The sequence below is a fragment of the Microcystis sp. M49636_WE2 genome (assembly GCF_030065375.1).
Classification (GTDB): domain Bacteria; phylum Cyanobacteriota; class Cyanobacteriia; order Cyanobacteriales; family Microcystaceae; genus Microcystis; species Microcystis aeruginosa_C.
This window is the reverse complement of sequence record NZ_JASJFG010000117.1, coordinates 1-3,708: the sequence shown is the minus strand read 5'-3', so window position 1 is coordinate 3,708 and position 3,708 is coordinate 1. Positions and strand designations below refer to the sequence as shown.

Below are 3,708 nucleotides of genomic sequence, written 5' to 3'. Positions count from 1 at the left end.
GTTTATTCCCACTTCCCCACTTCCCGCTCTCCTACCTCTGCGCTTTTCTCTACTGTTTGAACGGGATTTGTATTACTTTAAGTTTTATTTTTTTTTCACTTGTCTATGAGTAATTTTTTTATGATTGCTGGCTTTATTCTATCAGCTTATGCAATCGTTGCCAACGATTCCCTACAGACTTTAGGGACTTTTTTAAGTGCCAATGAAGAACGTCCCTGGTGGATTTTATGGCTGTATTCCAGTATAATCTTAGCCTCGATTTTTATCGCTGGTTGGTACATTAATCAGGGAGATGTGGCTTATAATCGACTAGAAATGATTCCCTTACCAGAAAATTTTACTTGGATTTATATCGTTCCTCCCTTAGCAATTTTAATTCTCACCACTTGGGGAATACCCGTGAGTACAACCTTTTTAGTTTTAACAGTTTTTGCTCCCCAATCTCTAGATGAAATGTTAGTTAAATCCGCTTGGGGTTATGCTCTTGCTGTTATAGTGGGGTTAGTCATCTATCGAATTATTTATCGATTAGAAAACTTTTTCCTAGAAACAGTTAATAAAGAACCTCAAAAAATCTGGGTGGTTTTACAGTGGTTATCCACCGGGTTTCTCTGGAGTCAATGGTTAATGCAAGATTTTGCTAATATTTTCGCCTATCTTCCCAGAAAGTTAGCAGCAACATGGTTAGTTTTATCTCTAACAGTTATGCTACTCCTGCAAACCATCATTTTTATTAATCATGGTGGTCAAATCGAGAAAATTGTCACTAGCAAAACTAACGCCCATGATCCGCGTTCTGCAACAATTATTAACTTGATTTATGGCTTAATTTTACTGTTTTTTGTTGGCTATAATCATATTCCCATGAGTACCACTTGGGTATTTTTAGGTTTATTAGGAGGTCGAGAAATTTCTCTGACTTTAACCAGAGAAACCCCTAATTTAGCCGCCACGGGTAAATTGGTTTTAGGGGATGCCTTGAAAGCTTTTATCGGTATGATTGTTAGTGTTGCTATCGCTCTTGCTTTACCTCTACTCGCTCAAAAACTTAACTATCTATAGGGAATTATGAATTATGAATTATAAATTATGAATTATGAATTATAAATTATGAATTATGAATTATAAATTATGAATTGGGGAGCTTTTTTTCAGTTATCAGTAAACAGTTAACTGAAACCTGACATCTGATAACTGATATTAGTGGTTGTACCGCATAAGATTAAGAAAAGGTCTATTTTCAAAACTTAAGAATAACAAGATTGAGGAGATAGGCGATCGATTGACGCTCCGGAGTGATAAAGTTTTCTATTACTGATAATCTCGAAATTATCATTCAACCAGATTAAAGATGCTTCTGTGACTAGACCTTCTTCAAGAGTGACTAGGGAAAAATTGCGAGATTTACCCCTATCGGAGTGGAGAATGCGAGGGACACTCGCAGCATTTAGATAAACAGTTCCCATCTCGGAAGTGACCACGGGATTGCGTAAACGGGAAGTAGTATGACGGAGACGGTGGTGCATATGACCGAAACTGACGAGAGGAACCTGTTTTCCTAATAGCTGTGCTTGTTCGATGGCCGCTGCTAAATCCGGATCCCCGTGGTCCCCTCCCAAGGGTTGCCAATCGCGACCACAGATAGCTTCCGCTTCCTTTCCTAGTCCAGCCGGACCATTGTGAGCTAAAAAAATCAGGTTATTATAGGCAGTATCTTGAATATTAGCGATAATTTTGGCAGTAGATTCGGCAAAACTGCTGATATTATAGCGTTCTTGCAAAAATTCTCCATTTTTCCACTCGGATCCCCCCCAAGTAAAGGGACGACCCCCAACAATCGAAAGCTGTAAACTGGGTAGGTCTAGTTTTGAGTAACCCACATGGGCAACCCCTAATAATTCTAACTGAGCGGTGACACGATCTTCTTTATCGCGATCGTAGGGACATTGTTTTCGTCCCCAGGGGGTGGCGCTATACCAAGCGTCATGATTACCGAGAATAACGGCTTTTGGTAAGGACAAACTGGCAATCCGACCGACAATTTCTAGGGATTCATTGCCAAAATCGCCGACAAATAGGGCTAAATCCACTTGTAAAGCTTCTAAAGCTAAATTATCTTCTATTTCCCATTGGTCGTGAACGTCACCGATGACGGCGATTTTATAGCTGCGAGGGAAAGAACTTACCATTACCAGTTATTAACTATCATGTACCAGTAATGATCATAACTAGGATTGGCCGAATAAATCTAAAAACCTTGTCGGATAATATCTTGAGGCTTTTTTGAAATCAAAAAAGTGCCGGTCATTGGCGTAATCGGCTCAATTTGGTCGAAATATCTAGAGGAAATTTTGGGCGCAATAATATTATTGTAGGGGCGAATTGCATTCGCCCTCTTGGAATAACTTCTGCTGCTGACCTATAGGTGAGGTAAAGTCACAAATTAGGAGATGCAGCCGATAATTTTCTGGAGATGTAAAGATTTCAAACAAAGTTACCCACAGTCATCGGTTTTTTTGTAAATTTAGATACAGAATTATCAGGGTGATCTGTGTATGTTCTTACTACAATCTCGCACTACTGCCGTTGTTACTTGCCCCCAAGCAAACACATGGGTACAACTCAGAATGCTTCCCTCTCCATACAGCTTTGATGAAGCTCTACTACTCTGTGAACAGGATCAGGGCCGTTGGGTGGCATGGATTCCCGATTTTGGCGAAATTATCTTGATCGAAGGACAATTTGAGGGATAAACTAACTCTTGCTAACAATTAAAGCAGATAAACAGCGATCGATCACTTGTTTTAATACTAGAGCCGTCCAATCGATATCGGCGGCGCTGGTGTCCCTTCCCAGGGTTAAACGAATTCCCGCTAGTGCCTCTCGATCGCTGTAGCCCATAGCTTTTAAAATTGGACTAGGGGAAAGTTTGCCACTATGACAGGCGGATCCGGAACTAATGCCGATTCCTGCTAAATTAAGCTGACGAACTAGCTGTTTTCCCGTGATGTGACTGTCATCGTCCGGACGGACAATAAAGCTGACGTGGTGGGGTAAACGATAGAATCGGTCCCCCGTGGGCAGCAGATAAGGATAATCGGCTAAGAGGTCAAATAATCGATCTCGCAGGGCGATTAAACGCATTTTTTCGCTAATTAAGTCTTTTTGGGCTAATTCGGCCGCTAAACCGAAAGCGGCGATCGCTGGTACGGCTGGGGTTCCCGATCGCAGGCCTTTTTCCTGACCACCGCCCCGCAGTAATGGTAAAATATCAACACCGGCTCTGATGTATAAAGCCCCCGATCCTTGCATTCCATAAATTTTATGGCTGGAAAGAGATAATAAATCTACGGGCAGTTTCCGCACATCAATATCGCATCTTGCCGCCACCTGCACCGCATCGGTGTGAAAAAGAACTCCCCTTTCTCTGGCAATGCTGCCCAATTCTTCAATCGGTTGTAGGGTTCCCACCTCACTTTGTCCGTAAATAATGGAAATTAAGACCGTATCGCTTTGAATTGCGGCTTTTAGGTCTAAAGGATTAACCCTACCTTGACGATTGACGGGAAGACGAGTAATTTGCCAACCTTGCTGCTCTAATTGTTTACAGGGTTCAGCGATCGCCGAATGTTCCACACTAGAAATAATTATATGACGGGGGCGGTTATACTGTTGAGCAACCCCGATAATCGCTAAATTATCGGCTTC

4 protein-coding genes are annotated in these 3,708 nt (G+C 41.7%); 2 read left to right on the top strand and 2 right to left on the bottom strand.

What is annotated here, in order from left to right:
- Positions 1 to 120: 120 nt before the first annotated feature.
- Positions 121 to 1,062: a hypothetical protein gene (locus PX484_RS02745; RefSeq protein WP_287765133.1), complete on the top strand. Its 942-nt coding sequence runs from the start codon at positions 121 to 123 to the stop codon at positions 1,060 to 1,062.
- 185 nt (positions 1,063 to 1,247) lie between these two features.
- Here the strand turns inward: PX484_RS02745 and PX484_RS02740 are convergent, their stop codons facing one another.
- Entirely contained in the window at positions 1,248 to 2,189 is a 942-nt protein-coding gene (locus PX484_RS02740) for a TIGR04168 family protein (RefSeq protein WP_287765087.1), read from the bottom strand.
- A gap of 366 nt (positions 2,190 to 2,555) precedes the next feature.
- Here PX484_RS02740 and PX484_RS02735 point away from each other — a divergent pair, with 366 nt between their 5' ends.
- Positions 2,556 to 2,753, top strand: coding sequence for a hypothetical protein (locus tag PX484_RS02735; protein ID WP_002801007.1), 198 nt, complete (start codon positions 2,556 to 2,558; stop codon positions 2,751 to 2,753).
- A 1-nt stretch (position 2,754) separates the two neighbouring features.
- Here PX484_RS02735 and PX484_RS02730 read toward each other — a convergent pair.
- Positions 2,755 to 3,708 (bottom strand): cysteine desulfurase family protein (locus PX484_RS02730; protein ID WP_288102771.1); only part of this gene is annotated, 954 nt, incomplete at its 5' end.